The 19,046-nt window shown below is 56.8% G+C and carries 14 protein-coding genes and 1 tRNA gene; 6 read left to right on the plus strand and 9 right to left on the minus strand.

Translation table 11 applies throughout. The annotated features are described in order from the left end of the window. From K3556_RS13140 to K3556_RS13155, 4 genes are all read left to right on the plus strand, one after another. The gene (locus K3556_RS13140; protein WP_260517226.1) at window positions 1–1,050 is read left to right on the plus strand and encodes an endonuclease/exonuclease/phosphatase family protein; all 1,050 of its coding nucleotides are present in this window, start codon (window positions 1–3) and stop codon (window positions 1,048–1,050) included. A 74-nt stretch (window positions 1,051–1,124) separates the two neighbouring features. Further along, window positions 1,125–2,228: a 3-isopropylmalate dehydrogenase gene (gene leuB, locus K3556_RS13145; protein WP_260517227.1), complete on the plus strand. Its 1,104-nt coding sequence runs from the start codon at window positions 1,125–1,127 to the stop codon at window positions 2,226–2,228. Between the two features lie 83 nt (window positions 2,229–2,311). Further along, window positions 2,312–2,896: a GNAT family N-acetyltransferase gene (locus K3556_RS13150; RefSeq protein WP_260517228.1), complete on the plus strand. Its 585-nt coding sequence runs from the start codon at window positions 2,312–2,314 to the stop codon at window positions 2,894–2,896. A 57-nt stretch (window positions 2,897–2,953) separates the two neighbouring features. After that, window positions 2,954–3,030, plus strand: a tRNA-Pro gene (locus K3556_RS13155). A gap of 301 nt (window positions 3,031–3,331) precedes the next feature. On the opposite strand, the gene K3556_RS13160 is transcribed toward K3556_RS13155, so the two are convergent. Further along, window positions 3,332–3,553: a hypothetical protein gene (locus K3556_RS13160; protein WP_260517229.1), complete on the minus strand. Its 222-nt coding sequence runs from the start codon at window positions 3,551–3,553 to the stop codon at window positions 3,332–3,334. Next, a complete protein-coding gene (locus tag K3556_RS13165) occupies window positions 3,550–4,152 on the minus strand; it encodes a glycine zipper family protein (protein WP_260517230.1) in 603 nt (200 codons plus the stop codon). The genes K3556_RS13160 and K3556_RS13165 overlap by 4 nt, the downstream gene beginning before the upstream one ends. 567 nt (window positions 4,153–4,719) lie before the next feature. Here K3556_RS13165 and K3556_RS13170 point away from each other — a divergent pair. After that, entirely contained in the window at window positions 4,720–6,447 is a 1,728-nt protein-coding gene (locus tag K3556_RS13170; protein WP_260517231.1) for a hypothetical protein, read from the plus strand. A gap of 44 nt (window positions 6,448–6,491) precedes the next feature. On the opposite strand, the gene K3556_RS13175 is transcribed toward K3556_RS13170, so the two are convergent. From K3556_RS13175 to K3556_RS13195, 5 genes are all read right to left on the minus strand, one after another. Beyond that, window positions 6,492–8,333, minus strand: coding sequence for a GtrA family protein (locus K3556_RS13175; RefSeq protein ID WP_312847266.1), 1,842 nt, complete (start codon window positions 8,331–8,333; stop codon window positions 6,492–6,494). 3 nt (window positions 8,334–8,336) lie between these two features. Then, a complete protein-coding gene (locus K3556_RS13180; RefSeq protein ID WP_260517232.1) occupies window positions 8,337–9,065 on the minus strand; it encodes a class I SAM-dependent methyltransferase in 729 nt (242 codons plus the stop codon). Then, the gene (locus K3556_RS13185; RefSeq protein ID WP_260517233.1) at window positions 9,055–10,074 is read right to left on the minus strand and encodes a glycosyltransferase family 2 protein; all 1,020 of its coding nucleotides are present in this window, start codon (window positions 10,072–10,074) and stop codon (window positions 9,055–9,057) included. Before K3556_RS13185 ends, K3556_RS13180 begins: the two co-directional genes overlap by 11 nt. 142 nt (window positions 10,075–10,216) lie before the next feature. Further along, entirely contained in the window at window positions 10,217–12,619 is a 2,403-nt protein-coding gene (locus tag K3556_RS13190) for a transketolase (protein ID WP_260517234.1), read from the minus strand. Between the two features lie 137 nt (window positions 12,620–12,756). Beyond that, window positions 12,757–13,965, minus strand: coding sequence for a methionine gamma-lyase (locus K3556_RS13195; RefSeq protein WP_260517235.1), 1,209 nt, complete (start codon window positions 13,963–13,965; stop codon window positions 12,757–12,759). A gap of 114 nt (window positions 13,966–14,079) precedes the next feature. Between K3556_RS13195 and K3556_RS13200 the strand changes: the two genes are divergently transcribed. Continuing rightward, window positions 14,080–14,538 carry an Lrp/AsnC family transcriptional regulator gene (locus tag K3556_RS13200; protein ID WP_260517236.1) on the plus strand — a complete coding sequence of 153 codons (459 nt, stop codon included), beginning with the start codon at window positions 14,080–14,082 and terminating at the stop codon, window positions 14,536–14,538. Here the strand turns inward: K3556_RS13200 and K3556_RS13205 are convergent. Continuing rightward, window positions 14,535–15,515 carry a glutathione S-transferase family protein gene (locus K3556_RS13205; protein ID WP_260517237.1) on the minus strand — a complete coding sequence of 327 codons (981 nt, stop codon included), beginning with the start codon at window positions 15,513–15,515 and terminating at the stop codon, window positions 14,535–14,537. The two genes, K3556_RS13200 and K3556_RS13205, sit on opposite strands and share 4 nt — an antisense overlap. Window positions 15,516–15,616: 101 nt before the next feature. After that, complete coding sequence (locus K3556_RS13210) at window positions 15,617–19,045, minus strand: indolepyruvate ferredoxin oxidoreductase family protein (RefSeq protein WP_260517238.1); 3,429 nt, start codon at window positions 19,043–19,045, stop codon at window positions 15,617–15,619. Window position 19,046 lies beyond the last annotated feature (1 nt).

Below are 19,046 nucleotides of genomic sequence, written 5' to 3' on the forward strand. Positions count from 1 at the left end.
TTGACCGCTCCGTTGGCCGCGAATGCGTTGGACCTTCGGATAGCGACCTATAACACCGAGTTAAGCCGCAAAGGCCCTGGACTTCTATTGCGGGATATTCTGTCCGGCAAAGACGAGCAAATCGCAGCGGTGCTGACGGTAATTGTGACAGCTCAACCAGATATTCTGGCGCTGCAAGGATTTGACAACGATCTTGAACTCCACGCCCTGAACGCATTTCAAAATGCGTTGGCCGACCGTGGCCATGCAATGCCATATGCCTTTTCAACCGTACCCAACGCAGGTCTTGCGACTGGATTGGATATGGATGGCAATGGCCGCACGAACGAGGCACGCGATGCCCAAGGCTATGGGCGCTTTACTGGGCAAGGCGGTATGGCGGTCCTGTCACGGTATCCGATTGGCGAGGTGCATGATTTCACGGGCTTTCTGTGGAAAGACCTCCCGGGCGCTATACCCCCTAGTGAAAACGGTGCGCCCTTCCCTTCCCCTCAAGCCTTTGCAGCTCAACGGCTCAGCAGCGTGGCGCATTGGGACGTGGCTGTGAAACTGCCCGACAATAAAGTGCTGCACCTACTTACGTTCCATGCCACCACCCCCGTTTTTGACGGCGAGGAAGACCGAAACGGTCGTCGCAACCACGACGAAATCGCGTTTTGGCAGCGGTATCTGGACAACGCATTGCCCGTCACCGCCCCCAATGGGCCAGTTGTGATCGCCGGGGATGCCAACCTGGATCCAGAGGATGGCGACGGCCGCCAAGCCGCCATACGCCGACTGCTGCGCGACCCACGACTGCAGGATCCGATGCCTCGGCGGTTGGTCGCGGAAGAGGCGGTCGACGCAACCCACTCTGGTGACCCCGCATTGGACACGGTCGACTGGCCTGATCCTTTGCCTGGTGATTTACGTGTCAGCTATGTCCTGCCGGCCGCCGAGCTTGAGATGACCGATGCTGGGGTTCTCTGGCCCGCAAACGGCGAACCACTTCACACGGTGGTTACAACCGCCTCACGCCACCGACTTGTCTGGGTCGATCTGCGCTTCTAAGCCTTCGTTTCTTGACGCTACGCCGCCGACAGGCTAGGCCAATCTGCGACGCATTTCAGAGCAAGGACAAGCCCATGACGAACCCCTCCCTCCTTATCCTGCCCGGTGACGGCATTGGCCCCGAAGTGATGGCCGAAGTGCGCAAGATCATCGATTGGATCGGCGACAAACGCGGCGTGACTTTTGATGTGAGCGAGGACCTTGTTGGCGGGGCCGCCTATGACAAGCACGGTGTTCCCTTGGCGGACGAGACCATGGCGCATGCGCAAAAGGTCGACGCCGTCCTGCTGGGTGCCGTGGGTGGTCCGAAATACGACGATCTGGATTTCTCGGTGAAACCCGAACGTGGCCTTCTGCGCCTGCGCAAGGAGATGGACTTGTTCTCAAACCTGCGTCCGGCACAGTGCTTTGATGCGCTGGCTGATTTCTCGTCTCTGAAAAAGGACATCGTCTCGGGCCTCGACATCATGATCGTGCGAGAGCTGACGTCGGGCGTTTATTTCGGCGAGCCGCGCGGCATCTTCGAAGAGAACGGCGAGCGGGTTGGCATCAACACCCAGCGCTATACCGAAAGCGAGATTGAACGCGGGGCGCGGTCAGCGTTCGAACTGGCCATGAAGCGCGACAAGCGTCTGTGCTCGATGGAAAAAGCCAACGTGATGGAATCAGGCATCCTGTGGCGCGAAGTCGTGACGCGGGTGGGCAAGGAATACCCCGAGGTCGAACTGTCCCACATGTATGCAGACAACGGCGCCATGCAGCTGGTGCGCGCGCCCAAGCAATTCGACGTGATTTATACCGACAACCTGTTTGGCGACATCCTGTCGGATTGTGCCGCCATGTTAACGGGTTCGCTGGGCATGTTGCCTTCCGCGTCATTGGGAGCCCCAATGGCCAATGGTCGCCCGAAAGCGCTTTATGAACCCGTGCATGGGTCTGCCCCGGACATTTCTGGTCAGGGCAAAGCCAACCCCTGCGCCTGTATCCTTAGCTTTGCCATGGCCCTGCGGTATAGCTTCGACATGGGGGCAGAAGCGGACCGCGTGGAAGCTGCGGTTGAAAAGGTATTGGCTGACGGCACCCGCACTGGCGACCTTTTGAACGAGCCGGGCGCAACACCTGCAACGACCTCGGAAATGGGTGATGCGGTTGTCGCGGCTCTGAACGCGAGCCTTTAAGCTGTTCTTAAATGTTATTGTAAACCGGCTCGCCTTGGTGTGGGCCGGTTTTCTTTTGGCCGACCGGTCCCCATATACCGGGCATGTCATCAATAACCTTGCACACCGGCCTTCCCGATGGTTTGGAAACCGAAGCCGCCACCCTTTACTGGGAGACCTTTGGCGCAAAACTTGGAAAGCTACTTGGGCCGGGTGACAAGGGACGCCGCTTTTTTACCGAAACCATCAATCCAGATGCCGTGGTTGCCGCGACGAATGAGGCTGGCAACCTTCTGGGGATCGCGGCACATAAATCGGGGACCAATGGATTTTCCACAGCATCGACCCGCGACCTATTCAAGCATTACGGGATTGGCGCGCTTTGGCGATTGGTGCCCTTGGCGATTCTGGAACGTGACGCGCCGACGGATACGCTTCAAATGGATGGGGTATGTGTGTCTAAAGAAGCGCGCGGCAAGGGTGTTGGCTCGGCCTTGTTTGACGCGCTGTTTACCTTTGCCCGCAAGCAGGAATTCAAACACGTTACATTGGACGTCATCGACACCAATCCTCGCGCCAGGGCCTTGTACGAACGTCTTGGCTTCGTGGCGACCGGCGAAGAAACAACTGGACCTTTGAAGCCCCTTCTTGGTTTCAGCAGCGCCACCAAAATGGTGCTGGCCCTTTAACGCGGCATTTAGGGTCTTGCCTCTTACCCTGCTTGCAGCTATCCCGCGCGTCACGGTCGGGCTGTAGCGCAGCCTGGTAGCGCACCTGCTTCGGGAGCAGGGGGTCGGAGGTTCGAATCCTCTCAGCCCGACCAATTTCCTAGATTTCCAAAGGCTTCAGGTAGAGATACGATCTTTGCTCCGAAATTGCAGTTGCTCAGCGGAAGGACTGCGGCGGACGTTGGGCCCAAACAGCCGGCAACCTGCCGTTAATTGATAAACGGAAACGTCAGGAAATAGTACAGGCGATATAGCCAGTTGGTATCCTGCATACGCCGCTGATCGGTTTCACATTCTGCTTCTACGCAGGTCGTGGCGTCTGAAAACGGCGGTTTGTCCATGCTGCAAGAAGCAAGTGCGATACAAAAACTGATTAAAATTACGGATTGGCGCAATTCACTTCTCCAACGCGCTTGCAGCTTGATCACGAACGACCGCAAGGCAGGCTTCATAACTATCGGTGATGCTGTTTTCCAAAAGGTATCGCAATTCAATCGGACGGTCTGCGGCGGCGCAGGGGTCCTGAGGTTGAACCTTCGGGGCGCAGGCAGTCATTGCAACGACGGCGCAGCCCAAGGCGACGCATTTGGAAACCTGTGCGGGTGCAAACATCGTCATGCCAGTGCCTCCAATGTTTTGATATTTCGTTGGAAATCAGAGATCATCGCCATCTGAGTTTTCAGTTCGGCCTCCAATCGGCGGGTCGCAGCAGGGTTGTCCGAATACAGCGGCAGCACCTCTCGTAATGCCAACGCCCGGGACACTGCATGTGATTTAAACGTCGATAGATCTGCAATTGCGGCTTTGGAAACAGCAGCTGCTGGCTGGGCTTGTTTGGTCTTCACCAGATTTGATGACAGGATCAAATCGAAGCGGGTGTTCCGGCTGTCGGTTTTGACTGACTCAAGAACTTTCTCAAGCGACCAACGCCGAATAAGATAATTCTTGTGCTCTTGGATCAATTGCGAGGCCACACGTTCCCCGGCACTTGCGCCAACGATACCACCAAGGACTGCACCGCCCGCGATCGTAGCTGGGCCAGCGTCAATGATCAGCCCCAGCAGCGCGCCGCGCAAGGCCCCGCCCATCATACCTTGCTGGCGAGCTTCCACGGTCAGCTTGTCATATTCTGCACTTCTGGCTCGGATCAGATCTTGTACGTCAGTGACCCCGGCGAATTCAATTGATCCGGTCGGAGCACCTACATCAGTCGTCATGCTGCTTGATGGTGACGAATTTGCGACGTCGGTGGCAGCCGATGTCTTTGGTGCCTCTTGCGAAGCGCTCTTTGGTTTTTGGTCTACACAACCCGTCAATACGGTTGCTAGGATCGCAATAGCTAAACCTTGTGTGTGAATGTGTCTCATCCCCAAAGGCACCCCCAAAATAAAATACTGACAAAACAGCCTTTGCTGTTGCGCCAGTCATAGCCATTTGGCGCAATCTGACAAGGCTTTCGCGGGAAATTAAGTAAACTACAACCATTGATGTGTTAGGTCGGTCACGGGAAATAGGCCAGCGGCCACGTCGTCCTATAGCCCATTCTAAGTGGTTGGAATAATACAACTTAAGATCGCACAGAATTCGCCTTATTCGGGCGTCTTCTTGTTTTGACGCAACAGTGGGAAACAACAACATCATGTTATCGCTGCCATCAAACCGCCTCTATTGACAAATAAATGCTGTCTAGGATTCAAAAGTAGTAATGATTTTTTGTTAATTAGTAGGTTGGATAAATGAAAGGCTCGCGGTCAAATCGGCTGACTTTGTCTGTTTTTTCGGTCATGTTCGTAGCGGCCGGTTTCTTTGTCTCGTTGTCGGTCTATGCGTCAAAGTTTATCTGGCCCGACGCCTCAGAATTAACAGAGCAGTATGCCAGCTACGACGCGCTTGCCAATGGCACAGCCGTTGAAGCGCCGATTTTGGAAGCAATTGTCCCTGAAGTTGTCGCAACCGTCGCTCAGCCGAAATCGCCCGTCACAGGATCTGAAGTTGCCATTTTAACCAACCTGCCTGATCCCTCCATCAAACCAGCAGATCGAAGCCTCTTACCGCTGGAAACCCTGCCATTCGGTTCTCCACTGCGCCGTGAAAACGATACTGCCGATATGGCGCCTGCGCCAACGGCACCAAAAGCGCCGTCGAACAGTGCTGCGGCACGCGATGACAGCCAGATATTCGCGGCCTACTCTTTGGGGACAGCCGAAGTTGGTGCGCCCACCGCGACCACACCCGTATTTGATATGGGCCGGGCGACGGAAGCCTCAACACTGGCTGCAAAGGATCAGCATGATGCTGACTACGACCTCGATATGCGGGTCGCTGCCTTGGCGCAAACCGTCACAGTCCCAATAGCCAAACCAACCCCTGCCGATTTATTCGTGCTTGCCGACGAAGCGCCTGCGCCATTGACCGAAGCCGTTTTTGCCATGGCCGAGACGATCCCGGCCATTGTTTCAATCTGGCCGCAGAAGGTTGATCACGATGCCGTTCTTGCCGTTTCGCGTGCGATGGACACTCCTGACACAGACCTTGCACCAACAATAAACGCCGCTATCGCGCAGCCGCAGCTTCAGAAATCACCTGACACCATGGCCACACCTGACCTGCAACTGGCGGCGATGACAGGCGATCTGCAAAGCCCGCCACTGAACCGCAGCCTGCTGAAGGTTGATGAAGACCTCGCCCGGGACATCGCAAACATACTCGCGGAAACGCCAACTCCGTTGCCGAGCACACAGGACTTGCTGGAAACCTCTGGCGCCGCGCCCGAAGCATCGCCGCGCCCGATGCGCAGGGGGCAATTACAGCAAGTTGTTTCGGTCTGGCCGCAGAACGTCGATCACAAGTCCGTTCTTGCCGTTTCGCTTGCGATAGACACACCTGACACAGACGCTGCCCCAGCTATCAACACCGCCATCGCGGAGCCTCAGCTTCAGAAATCACCTGACACCATGGCAGCACCCGACCTTCAGCTGGTCGCGATGACGACCGATCTGCAAGTGCCGCCAACGATCGCCAGCGTGCTGAAAGTTGATGAGGGCTTGGCGCGCGACCTCACCGAAGCACTGGCAGAGGTGCCGACGCTCTTACCCAGCGCACCGGCCCTGCCAGAAACCGCAGCCACATACGCCGCACCCAAGGCTTCTCCGCGCCCGATGCGAAGGATTCAAAGGGCGCGAAAACCAACGCCGCCTGCCACGCAGGCTGTCGCACCACGCCCGTCTGTATCCCAGCAAGACGTCGCCGATGTCATTCCAGCATCCGCACCGGCTCCTGCCCCTATTCTGCCAGTTGATGGACGCAGCCGGATCTCGGTTGTTGGAGTATTCCAGACCGACACGGCCGCCTGGGCATTGTTGGAGTTGAGTGACGGGCGCATCATCAAAGCGACCAAGGGTACTCAACTCGACGGTATGTCTGTCTCGCGCATTCGCGGTAACAAGATCTGGATCCGAAACGGCGGTTCTGAGAAGGGGCTGACAACCGGGCAGGTCATAGCACTGGATTAGCTTTTTGTGCGCCGACTAGATTGGCGACGCATCAGGTGACCTCATTAACCCCTGTTCAGAAGATAGTAGTCCATCCGCTCGGTCTTATGCACAAGTGTGTAGTTTTTCATCAGTTCGTCAAACCGTGGGTCGCCTTTCATGAAGGTCATCCAAGTAAACGGATTGTCGGAAGGAGGCATGACAGCACGGTCCGAGACGATCAGGTCAGGCATATATCTGATGATGTCTTCAAAGTTATCATTGCGATTGCGATCTGCGATAGCTTGCAGTTGTGCACAAAGGTCAATCTGGGCGTTGCAATCTGTAGCCTCAAGTTGTTGCACCGCACCTGGATACAGCCAATTCGCAGGGTAGCGGCTAACCCAGTCCACGCCCAACCGCAGTGCTACGGGAGCCCCTGGATCGAGTTGGAACGATCCTGTCATAATGCTGGAAATCGGTCCGACTTCTTGCGCAACTTGGATCACTTCTTCGGTGATTGTGCTCGTGTATTTGCCGCGGTCGTAGAGACCCATCAAAAGTAAAGCGCTTGCCAAACTCGACAGGACTGCCCCAAGTGAGACAGGGGTGCTGTTAACCAGAAACCACGCACCAGCCAACAAAGAGTACGTGACGAAGGGGATCAGTTGATAACTGAAGCCGGTGCTTTGAACGACGAAGCTTGCCAGTGCGGCCAGTGCGGCCAAGGCAAATGTCATTCCACCGTCTGTCCTGCTCCTAACAACTGGCAGCAAGATGATCAGGCCCAGCGCCAGAGGCTGAATTGACCCGGTTAAAGAAAGGATGACGGTGTTCTTGTAAGCCCCGTAAACTAGACTTGCGATTGGAATGATTTCATTCAGGTATTCTGGGTGCCTGAGGGCCACAAAGGCCAAATAGCAAACGCCAACTGCCAACATCACCATGTAGCGCGCATAGAGAATTGGTTTCAAGGATCGGTTGCGCCACATATCCCGCAACAGGAAGGCAACTGGGAACACAAGGAAGAAGGGCTTTATGCAGATGCCTATGGCAGCAAAAACACTGCTGGTCAGGGACGGTGATCTTGCGGATGGTGAAAGATTCCAAATCAGCCACGGCGACAGAAAAAGCACCAACAGATGTTCTCGCTGAACCGTTTGGTCTGCTGCCGCCAGAAGGTATACAACTGCCATGGCGAAAAAGAACACGTTGCGGCGAAACGGCGACAAATCCGTCGTGCTGCGCAGAATTGCTCCGGACCAAAGCAAGCTGGTATAATACAGCAAAGTAAAAAAGATGTACTGTCCGTTTGAATCACTAATGCTCAGAAAATCGGCGATCCAAATTGCCGGGATCGTCAGATAGAATGTCAGGGGTGGATTGACCTCGATAATGTCGACATAAAGCTTTGCGCCATCGAGCATTTTCCGTGTCGCTACCAGATACCAAGCAGTGTCGTGGTTAACCGGCCAGTTCCAAAACACCCACATAAACAGCACTATCGCGCCCGTTGCGATAACAACCATGGGCCAAGAGGGCAGCAAAGGCTTATCGCCATGCGAAAAGACCCAAAACCGCAGCGCCAGAAACGTAGCCAATGGCACAATCAATGCCACGAGCCCCATCGCCAGATAAAAGCTACCACCGGCCAACGTGCTGACCACCCAGACAATTGAACTGCTGGCCGCCAGCCCGGTCAAAGACACAAAAAGAAATTTCGGGAAGTGCTGTTTATGGTTTGCTTCAGCCGCAAAGGTGAAACTGGAATGGCCCGAATATGAAATCAGCACTGACCCGCAAAAGCCGATGAAATTGGACCACATTTCAGGCGTGACAAAGAACTTGTGCGCAATGGTCGCAAGCAAAACATGCGTGATCGTGGCCAGGCCACCAACACCTATGAAACGGAACAGTTGTGCGAGCAACGGTCAAGCTTTCTCTAGTACTGCGCCAAGGGACAAACCAACAGGCAACCTGATCCGACCCAGAACAAATCGCTCGGCACCAAAGATATGACGCATCAGGCTATTTAACCATGCAGGAGGCATACTGTCGTCCGGCGCCTCGCTTCCCGTCAGTTTTTTGACCGCTCGGGCGGCGATCGCCAAAGGGAACAGCAGCGTATTGAAATAACTGCTGTACGTCACCTTCAACCCAGCTTGCGCTGCGACAGCTGCCAAGTTTGTGCGGGTATAACGGCGAAAATGGTGATGGGCTTCATCGTGGTTTGACCAAAGGAAAGGAAAGGCCGGAACCGTCACCAGAAGTTTGCCACCCGGCTTCAGACGCGACGCCAGTGATTGCAGCGAGGCGACATCAGGTTCGACATGTTCCAGTACATCAAAGAGGCCGATCAGGTCATATTCTTTTCCATCAAATGGCACTTCATCGGGCAATGCGCCAAACTTGATGTCCAGCCCGGATTTCTTGGTCGCGTCATCCCGGGCCGTTTCGTCATACTCAAAACCGTCGACTGTACCGAACTGTCGAAGCAACTCCAAATTGCCACCACTGCCACACCCGGCCTCCAGAATTTGTGCCTCTGCGGGCAAGTTTGCGCGCCGCCGTATCAAGGTCTCGATCATATCCCTGCGGGCGACAAACCACCAATGGTGCGCTTCCAGCTCTTTCATCCGTTCGTATACATCACGATCCATGCGCGGCTTCCTCATCGATATCCTGTTTGTAATACGAGCGCACGATATAGAGCGGGCGCTGCCGCACCTCGGTATAAATGCGCCCGACATATTCGCCAATGATACCCAGTGCGAACATATTCATACCCCCGAAGGTCAGGATCAAAATCGCGGTCGAAGCATAACCAGGTGTATCGACGCCGAATACCAATGTGCGGACAAACAAAAACAACGAGTACATAAGCGATCCGAAAGCCATGGTGAGACCCACATAGGTCCAGATCCGCAATGGCGTGGTTGAGGCCGCGAAGATGCCGTCCAGCGCCAGTTTCCACAGCTTCCAATAAGACCACTGAGTCTCACCTTCTGCGCGCGCTGGTCGCTCATATTCAACCTCGGTCGTCTCAAATCCAACCCAGCTGAAAATGGCTTTGTTAAACCTCGACCTCTCACCCATCGCGCAAATGGCATCCACCACTTCGCGGTCCAGAAGGCGGAAGTCGCCAACACCGCTTGGAATGGGGTACTCGGCCAGCGTGTTGAATAGGCGGTAAAACAGACCAGCGCTGGTGCGCTTGGCCCATGTGTCAGTATCTCGTCGTGCACGACGCGCATTCACCACTTTCGCGCCGTCGCGCCAGCTGGCGACCATTTCGACGATCACTGACGGCGGGTCCTGCAAATCGACGTCAATCGGTATGGCGGCCTCACCACGAGCATGGTTCAAACCGGCCGATAATGCGGCTTCTTTTCCAAAGTTGCGGGAGAGATTAACCAACGCGACTTCCGGCCATTCATCGCGGCAGGACAAGATCGTGCGTTCGGTCGCGTCGCGGCTTCCGTCATTGACGAACAGGTATTCGACATCCAGATCGTCGCGCAAAGGCTCCAACGCCTTGGCAGCTTGTTCAAGAAAAATGCGGATACTTTTTTCTTCGTTGAAGACCGGTATTATCAACGAGATGAGTGACCGGTCTTGATGGACCGGACTGCTGTTATCCAGCAGGGTGTCACGGCTTGATCCTGCCATAAAATTTCGGCCCCAAATATGCGCCCGCTGCCATGTGGGCCGCGGGCTTTCTCTATTAGGTGCAGAATATGATAACCCGGAGTCGCGTGGCAAGCCACGCAGCCGTTTTTATTGGAGTCCGCAACAATGCGCGGCCCGGACGCTACGCCAGTGGGACGTGGACAGGTTTTCCAGCCGTCAACCCGCGCACCTTTTCGACTATCGCGTCAGCATCAATTCCGTGATGCTTATAAAGATCACCAATGGTCCCTGTCTGGCCAAAGTGTTCGACCCCCAAGGGTATGGTCTGATGGCCAATCACACTGCCCAGCCACGCCAACGTCGCGGGATGACCATCGATCGCCGTTACCAGTTTGCAGTGATACGGCAAGCCTTGCATGAGTTGCTCGATGTGAGACATCGCGCTGGCATTGCCACGCGCCCGCGCGCGCAGTGCGGCGGTCCATCCTGCGTTCAGGCGATCTGCCGACGTCACGGCCAAAACGCCAACGTCACGGCGGCCTTCGCCGATCATGCCAGCTGCCTTGATCGCTTCGGGTGCGACCGAGCCCTGATAGGCGATCACAACCTCGCAATTCGGTCCGGGTTTGCGCAACCAATAGGCACCGTCGATAGCGCCTTGACGGAAAGCTTCATCATGACGTTTGCCGGGTTGTTCAATCGGGTTGGTGGTCAGGCGCAAATAGACCGACCCGCCGGTTTCATCGCGCAGCCATGTGCGTTCGTCCGGATCCCCTTCGCCATCACGTTGCAGATAGGCAAATGCCCATTCCATGATCACAGCAAGTTCGTCCGCAAAGGCGGGCTCAAACGCGGCCAACCCGTCCTGAGACATGCCGATCAGAGGCGTGCCGATGGACTGGTGCGCTCCACCTTCAGGCGCCAGCGTGACACCTGACGGGGTACCAACCAGCAGGAACCGCGCATCCTGATAACAGGCATAGTTGAGCGCATCGAGACCACGACACACGAACGGGTCATACACTGTTCCGATCGGGATCAACCGCTTGCCAAACAAGCTGTGCGACAGACCCGCCGCGCCCAGCAGCAACATCAGGTTCATTTCGGCGATGCCCAGCTCGATATGCTGGCCCTCTGGTGTAAATTCCCATTTTGCGGTCGACGGAATACGGTGTTCGATGAAGGCATCCGCCTGCGCTGTTCGGGCGAACAGTTTGCGCCGGTTGACCCACGGGCCAAGGTTGGTGGTGCCCGTTACATCCGGCGACGTGGTGACGATCCGCGCGGCCAGATCGCTGTCGCCCTTCGACAGATCGTCCAGCACCTTGCCAAACGCCATCTGGGTCGAGATCTCGCGGTCCGAACTCAGCTCAATCGCAGGGACGTCCAATTTGGCATCCGCAAACCGCCGTGTGCCCTTAGCAAAAAACGGTACTTGGCCCAAAAATTTTTGCAGCGCTGACGCATCATCAACAGTTGCGAACGGTTCCCACTCCTGCCCTTCTGCAACACCCATATCGGCTTGCCATTCGGTGAACTGCGCCTTGTTCATCAGCCCGCCATGGTTGTCCTTGTGGCCCGCAATGGGTGTGCCCCAGCCCTTGATCGTATAGGCCAGAAAGCAGGTCGGACGGTCATGGTCGATTGCGGCGAAAGTGTCGGCCATTGTCTCGACGCAGTTGCCCCCAAGGTTCTCCATCAGGTCCGCCAGTTCATCATCCGAGCGACGCTCGATCAGCGCGCTGACATCCCCCTGATCGCCCAGATCATCCATCAGACGTTTGCGCCAGACCGCGCCGCCCATATAGGTCAGCGCCGAGTATTGCTGGTTGGGACAGGCGTCGATCCAGTCGCGCAGTGCAGCGCCGCCCGGCTCTTCAAATGCCGCACGTTGCAAGACTCCGTGCTTCACCCGCACCACGTCCCAGCCAAACGCGTCAAAAATCTTTTCAACCCGTTCAAACAACCCTTCGCGCACGATCCCGTCCAGCGATTGCCGGTTGTAGTCGATGATCCACCACGTGTTGCGCAGGTCATTTTTCCAACCCTCCTGAAGGCATTCGTAAATGTTGCCCTCGTCCAGTTCGGCGTCGCCGACCAGCGCCACCATCCGGCCCATGGGCGCGTCTTTCCCCCACGGTTTCGCCGTGATGTAGTCCTGAACCATCGACGCGAACGAGGTGATCGCAACGCCCAGCCCAACCGACCCGGTCGAGAAATCAACATCGTCGATATCCTTGGTGCGCGACGGATAGCTCTGCACACCGCCATAGCCGCGAAAGTTCTCCATTTTCTCGCGCGTCTGATGACCCATCAGGTACTGCATCGCGTGGAAGATCGGGCTGGCGTGCGGCTTTACCGCGACCCGATCCTCGGGCTTCAGCGTGTTGAAATACAGCGCGGTCATGATCGACACCATCGACGCGGAGGAGGCCTGATGCCCGCCAATCTTGATCCCGTCTGCCTTTGGACGGACGTGGTTGGCGTGGTGGATCATCCAATGCGACAGCCACAACAGCCGTTGCTCGATGGTCTTGAGGTGCTGGATGTCAGCGGTCTTTTTGGCGGCGTCCTGTGCGGTCATGGGGTATTCCTTCGGTCCAAGTGCCCGCCACGCGCGCAGCAGCGCGGTGGCATGGCAAGTCCCTCTTGCTGCATATCTGCAATTTGGGTCGATGTCACAGATGGTGTCCGGTCGGTTATACCACCCGGACAGGCTGTCTACTCGGCTGCGTGCTGCATAACCGGTGGAAGCGATTTGCCCAGATCGGCCAGAATATCCTCGACCTCTTCCAGTCCAACCGAGAGACGGATCAACCCGTCTGAGATGCCATGCTCGGCGCGTTCTTCCGGCGTATAGGTCGAATGGGTCATCGACGCCGGGTGCTGGATCAATGTCTCGGCATCCCCCAACGACACGGCGCGCTTGATCATCGTCAGGCGGTTCATCATCGCGATACCTCCGGCAATGCCGCCGTCAACTTCGAAGGCAATCATTGCACCGGGTTGGTCCATCTGACCTTCGGCAACGGCGTGTTGCGCGAAGCTCTCAAGACCGGGAAAATGTACCACGTTGACGGCGGGATGGGCTTCCAGCCAACGGGCAACAACCCGAGCAGACGCACAGTGACGGTCCATCCGCAGTGCCAGCGTTTTCAACCCGCGCAGGATCAGCATCGCGTTAAACGGCGCCATAACAGCACCGGTCATGTCCTTCATACCGACAAGGCGGATTTCTGTTACCTGCTCCAACGAGCCGACCACAAGCCCGGCCACTACGTCTCCGTGACCGCCCAGATATTTGGTGGCGGAATGCACCACGATGTCTGCGCCATGTTCGATCGGGCGGGTCAGGTATGGCGTGGCATAGGTATTGTCGACAACAACCGTCGCCCCAGAGGCATGCGCTATATCCGACACGGCCGCGATATCTACCAACCGCATGTTCGGGTTGGCGGGTGTTTCAAAATACACCACGCGGGTCTTGTCGCTGATGATTGCGCGCAGGTTTTCAGGGTCGGTCATGTCGGCATGCGTGATGGTGACACCCCATTTTGCCAACCCGTGCTGCATGAAGGCAAACGTGCAGCCATACAGCGTCTTGTCCACGATCACTTCGTCACCCGGCGACAGCAGCGTCCACAGCGTCGCGGTGATTGCACCCATACCAGAGGACAGGGCCAGACCGGCCTCGGCGCCTTCCAGCGTCGCGATGCGCTGCTCAAGCAGATCGCAGGTCGGGTTCGAGATGCGCGAATAGATATGGCCCGGACGTTCGCCTGCGAACATCTCGCCCCCGGCCTCGGCGGTTTCAAACGCGAAGGTGGACGTCAGATGAAGCGGCGGGGTCAGCGCGCCCTCATGGCCCTGTGGATCATAGGCGTGGTGAATGGCACGTGTGGCGAAACCGTTTGAGGCGGACGAGGTCATGGCAAGCTCCCTTAAAACTCTTGCTACCATTTTGTCGGATTCGGGCTTTGCAGAGATTGCGAATTATGCCAGTTTATGGGTCAATAATAGCATTTCCTGCCAATGAGGCCCCTATTGGACCGAAAAGATCGCCAGATTATCCGTGCATTGCAGCAGAACGGCCGTATGACAAATCAGGATTTGGCCGAGGCTGTGAACCTGTCGCCGTCGCCTTGCCTGCGTCGGCTGCGCAACCTTGAAACATCCGGTGCGATCCGTGGGTTTGCCGTCGACGCCGACGCGGCGGCCTATGGCCTGCCCATCACGGTTTTCGTGCGCATTCGGCTGGAACGTCACAACGAAGATGACGTGAAGCGGTTCGAACGACGCGTTCTTTCGATCGAAGAAGTGCTTGAATGTCACGTGCTGACTGGGGCGACTGATTACCAACTGCGCGTGGTCGTGTCCGATCTGGATGCGTATGAGGACTTTATCCGCAACCGCATCCACCCAATCGGCGGCATTGCCTCGATCGACACCAGCTTTGTCTATGGGACGGTCAAGAAGACCGCTGTTTTCCCATTGCCCGATTAACCCAGCGCTGCGCGATCATGCGGGGCTTCAAAGTCGATATTCGGGCCCTTCGGCACCACTCGGCTGGGATTGATGGTCTCGTGACTGGCAAAGTAATGGTTCTTGATATGCTCCATGTTCACAGTCGCCGCGACGCCGGGCTGCTGGTAAAGATCGCGCACGTAACCCCACAGGTTCGGATAATCGACAATCCGGCGAAGGTTACACTTGAAGTGGCCGACATAAACCGGGTCAAACCGAACCAACGTTGTGAACAGTCGCCAATCGGCCTCGGTTATGGATGATCCAGTCAGGTATCTTTGCGTCGCCAGTCGCTGTTCCAGATCATCGAGGGTGTCAAAAAGCGGCACAACCGCTTCTTCATAAGCCTCTTGCGACGTTGCAAAGCCCGCTTTGTAGACGCCGTTGTTGACAGTGTCATAGATGCGGTCGTTCAGGGCGTCGATATCGGCACGCAACGGCGCGGGATAGAAATCACCATCCTTTGCCCCGACGCCATCAAAGGCCACGTTGAACATGCGAATGATCTCGGAGCTTTCATTGGACACGATGGTCTTGTTTTTCTTATCCCACAGAACCGGCACCGTCACCCGCCCGGAATAGTCAGGTTTCGCAGCCGTATAAACCTGATGCATAAACTCAGCGCTGTTGACGGCATCGGGCACAACACCATCCCCGGCATCGAAGGTCCACCCATCCTCTGCCATGTACCAATGCACGACCGAAACAGGGATCATCTCCTCCAGCCCCTTCAACGCGCGAAAAATCAGCGTGCGGTGCGCCCAGGGGCAGGCCAGCGAGACATAGAGGTGATAGCGATCAGGCTCCGCTTTAAAACCTGCGTCCCCGCTCGGGCCTGCTGATCCATCGGCCGTGATCCAGTTGCGAAACTGCGCGTCTTTGCGCTTGAACCGCCCGCCACTCGATTTCGTATCGTACCATTGATCAACCCACTTGCCGTCCTGCAGCAATCCCATGCCATGCTCCTTTGTGTTTGGGGACACTTGGTCAGTATTACGTAAACGGTAAGCGGATTGGATCAAAAACTGCACGACACCGCAACACAAGGCCGTGTGGCTTAACCTGCCAAGGCGCGGCGAAGCGCGTCATCAGCCTTTGGCCTTTGCTTGGCCACGGCGTCCCGCTTGACGGGCCCATACCCACGCATTTCAAGTGGAGCCGTCAGAAATGCCAACGCATCTTCCTGATTGTCCGTGGTGATTTTTCCCGTCAACTTCTTCAGACCGTTTTCATACCAATTGACCAGCGCCACCTCTTCGCGACGCTCAGTTGTGTAACCAAACGGATCGAACATCGTGCCACGCAATCCCTTGAGGCGCGCCAGCCGGTTCAGCACCGGGGTCATCCACGGGCCAAACGCGCGCTTGTGCGGCCGTCCCCGTGCGTCTTTGCCCAGTGGCAAAAGAGGCGGCGCGAAGTGATATTTAACCGAGAAGCCGGGTTCGAATTCTTGTTCCAGCTGCGTGTCAAACCCCATTTGGGTGTGCAGACGCGCAACTTCGTATTCATCCTTGTATGCCATCAGCTTGAACAGGCTTTTCGCGGCGACAGGCAGGACATCTGCTTCCAATGCCTGCGGCAACGACGCGGAAAAATCTGCCAACGCCCTGCGGTAGCGGTCCGCATAGGCGGCATTCTGATAATCGACCAGAAAGACTGCCCGGGCCTCAATCAGATCCGCAGGCGTCGGTGCCTCGGTCGGCTTTGGATCGGCCACGGCCACGCGGTCAGGTGCGGCGGCCAGCACGCGGCCCAGATCAAACGCGCGGCTGTTTTCGGCTATCTTCACCCCGTTCAACTGGATGGCCTGCTTCAATGCGGTTTCCGACACCGGCACCAGCCCCATTTGCCACGCATAACCCAGCATGATGACATTTGCATAAACAGCATCACCCAGCAGCGCCTCGGCGGTCTGATTGGCATCAAGACCCGATACATTGACCGATCCAACCGCTGCCCTAACGGCCGCCTCGCGCGCATCAATCCGCAAACTGGCATCGCGCGACAGGACAAGATCACCGGTCGGCATTTCCGCCCGGTTCAGAACCACCTTGCTGCCGGAACGATAATGCACCGACGCTTTGGGCGAAGATGACACGACCATATCGCAACCAATCACCGCATCCGCTGACCCGATGTCGATCCGAACCTGATGCACCGCGTCGGGCGACGCACCCAGCCGGAGATAGCTCAGCACCGTGCCAAACTTCTGCGCGAACCCGGTGAAATCCAGCACGCTGGAGCCTTTGCCTTCAAGATGCGCGGCCATGGTGATCAAGGCACCAACGGTCACGACACCGGTCCCGCCTACGCCTGTCACCAAAAGGTCAAACGGCTCGGTGAGGTCCGGCAACACCGGGTGTGCCACATCGCCCAGCATCGCGGCTACATCCAGCTGTGATGTATCCCGCTTGCGCCGTGTCGCGCCTTCGATGGTCACAAAACTGGGGCAAAACCCGTTCAGACAGGACAGGTCTTTATTGCAACTGGATTGGTTGATCTTCCGCTTGCGTCCAAACTCTGTTTCCAGCGGCTCGACACTCAGACAATTGCTTTCGACTGAGCAGTCGCCGCACCCCTCGCAAACCAATGGATTGATATAGGGCACCGTTTTCGGGTCTTCCATCGTGCCGCGTTTGCGGCGTCGACGTTTTTCCGTGGCGCAGGTTTGTTCATAGACCAACACCGTGACACCCGAAATGTCGCGCAACTCGCGCTGCACCTGATCCATTTCTGAACGGTCATGAAAAGTGACCCCGGCGGGGAAATCTGCATGTGATAACTTTCCAATGTCATCGGAGACAAGCGCGATCCGGCTGACCCCTTCGGCACGACAGGTATGCACAATGCCAGCCACGCTGATCGGGCCATCCACGGGTTGCCCGCCGGTCATCGCAACTGCATCATTGTAAAGGATCTTGTAGGTGATGTTGGTGCCTGCCGCGATCGCCTGACGGATCGCCAACGAACCGGAATGATACCACGTGCCTTCGCCAAGGTTCTGGAAGATATGCTTGCCGCCATTGAACTTCGAGGTCGCGACCCAAGGCACGCCCTCGCCGCCCATCTGGGCATAGCCAACCGTGTTGCGGTTCATCCAGCTGGCCATCACATGACACCCGATACCGGACGCCGCGACACTGCCATCAGGCAGCTTGGTCGATGTGTTATGCGGACAACCCGAACAGAAATACGGAGTGCGCGACGCGCCTTCGGTCTTCAGCACACACGGCGGTTGCTCTACCAGCGCGTCGGCCTTTGCTTTGAAATCTTCGCTTGGGAAAACTTGATCCAACCGTGCGGCCACGATGGGCACAAGCATCAATGGGCTAAGCTCGCCCGTCCACGGGATCAGCGGCTCGCCCTGACTGTCATATTTTCCCACCATGCGGTTGGGTTTATCGCCGGGCCAGTCATAGAAATATTCCTTGAACTGGCTTTCAATGATCCCGCGTTTTTCTTCGACCACAAGCACCTCGGCCTTGCCACGTACGAACCGCAAGGCGTCGCGGCGCGCCAGCGGCCAGACCATGCCGACCTTGTAGATGTCGATACCCAGCGCCCGGCATCTGGCTTCGTCCAACCCCAAAAGACGCAACGCTTCCAGCAGATCCAGATGCGCCTTGCCGGTGGTGACAAATCCAAAGGTGGCGTCATCAATATCGTAAACCGCCCTGTCAATCGGATTGGCTTCGACGAAGGCGCGCACGGCTTTCAGCTTGTGGCCGATGCGGGTCTCGATCTCGGGGCTGGGCAGGTCGGCGTGGCGCACATGCAACCCGCCCGGCGGGATCTCGATCTTTGGCAGGGTGAACTGACGGTCTGGCCGCAGGTCCACGGATTGGCCAGATTCTACCGTTTCAGAAATTGCTTTGAACCCGACCCAAGTGCCACTGAACCGTGACAGCGCCAAACCATATTCGCCAAACGCCAGATACTCGCCAACTGAAGCTGGATTCAGTGTGGGCATGAACCACGCCATGAAGGCGACATCCGATTGGTGCGGCATCGAGGATGAGACACACCCGTGATCGTCACCCGCAACCACAAGCACCCCGCCCTTCGGAGCTGAGCCATAGGCGTTGCCGTGCTTCAGCGCATCGCCCGAACGGTCCACCCCCGGGCCCTTGCCATACCACATGGAAAATACGCCCTCGACCTCGCAATCGGGGTCAAGACTGGCTTGCTGCGCACCAAGAACTGCGGTCGCGCCAAGGTCTTCGTTGACGGCGGGCAGAAAGGTGATCTTGTGTTCCGCCGCGCGCTTGTTCTCTCGCCACAGCTCAAGGTCTAATGCACCCAGCGGCGACCCGCGATAGCCCGAGATGAAACCGGCGGTGTTCAACCCCGCAGCGCGATCCCTGCGCGCCTGATCCAGCATAATGCGTACTAGTGCCTGTGTGCCAGTCAGAAAAACCCGTCCCGTGTCACGCGCATAGCGATCAGCAAGTTGATAGGTTGAGAAGTCAGAATCTTGGCGTGTCATG

The sequence above is a fragment of the Aliiroseovarius sp. M344 genome, from assembly GCF_025140835.1.
Classification (GTDB): Bacteria; Pseudomonadota; Alphaproteobacteria; order Rhodobacterales; family Rhodobacteraceae; genus Aliiroseovarius.

Coding starts and splice junctions, on each gene's coding strand:
- K3556_RS13150 (WP_260517228.1), top strand. CDS start 2,312: ATGTCATCAATAACCTTGCACACCGGCCTTCCCGATGGTTTGGAAACC.
- K3556_RS13205 (WP_260517237.1), bottom strand. CDS start 15,515: ATGGGATTGCTGCAGGACGGCAAGTGGGTTGATCAATGGTACGATACG.
- K3556_RS13165 (WP_260517230.1), bottom strand. CDS start 4,152: ATGACGACTGATGTAGGTGCTCCGACCGGATCAATTGAATTCGCCGGG.
- K3556_RS13180 (WP_260517232.1), bottom strand. CDS start 9,065: ATGGATCGTGATGTATACGAACGGATGAAAGAGCTGGAAGCGCACCAT.
- K3556_RS13210 (WP_260517238.1), bottom strand. CDS start 19,045: ATGACACGCCAAGATTCTGACTTCTCAACCTATCAACTTGCTGATCGC.
- K3556_RS13195 (WP_260517235.1), bottom strand. CDS start 13,965: ATGACCTCGTCCGCCTCAAACGGTTTCGCCACACGTGCCATTCACCAC.
- leuB (WP_260517227.1), top strand. CDS start 1,125: ATGACGAACCCCTCCCTCCTTATCCTGCCCGGTGACGGCATTGGCCCC.
- K3556_RS13170 (WP_260517231.1), top strand. CDS start 4,720: ATGTTCGTAGCGGCCGGTTTCTTTGTCTCGTTGTCGGTCTATGCGTCA.
- K3556_RS13160 (WP_260517229.1), bottom strand. CDS start 3,553: ATGACGATGTTTGCACCCGCACAGGTTTCCAAATGCGTCGCCTTGGGC.
- K3556_RS13185 (WP_260517233.1), bottom strand. CDS start 10,074: ATGGCAGGATCAAGCCGTGACACCCTGCTGGATAACAGCAGTCCGGTC.
- K3556_RS13190 (WP_260517234.1), bottom strand. CDS start 12,619: ATGACCGCACAGGACGCCGCCAAAAAGACCGCTGACATCCAGCACCTC.